This window comes from Zoogloea sp. LCSB751, assembly GCF_002028455.1.
GTDB lineage: Bacteria > Pseudomonadota > Gammaproteobacteria > Burkholderiales > Rhodocyclaceae > Zoogloea.
The window spans coordinates 1-259 of sequence record NZ_MWUM01000328.1 but is presented as its reverse complement, the minus strand read 5'-3'; the positions used below and the strand labels follow the sequence as shown (position 1 = coordinate 259).

The 259-nt window shown below is 39.8% G+C and carries 1 protein-coding gene; it reads left to right on the top strand.

Annotated features, from left to right (window positions below; genetic code table 11):
* The coding region (locus tag B4920_RS30140) for a hypothetical protein (RefSeq protein WP_216820085.1) at positions 1 to 259 on the top strand (259 nt) is incomplete at both ends.

The following is a 259-nucleotide window of genomic DNA, read 5'->3' as shown; positions in this document are numbered from 1 at the left end:
CCTTTTTTATTCTATTTTTCTCATCACGAGGCAAGCTTCTCGGAGAAACAAGTTGATTGGGGCGCTTTCGGTAGCTATATGGGAGGAGTTGTTGGTCCCATCGTAGCTGCGATAACGTTATTATTTCTTATCGGCTCGTATCAAAGAAGTAGTAAGCAAGGCGCATTACAAACATTTATGCAATCGTTAACTGCTCACGTTGAGTATGCAACAAACTATAAAACACAATACTCAGGTGCATATACTGGTCATAAGTATT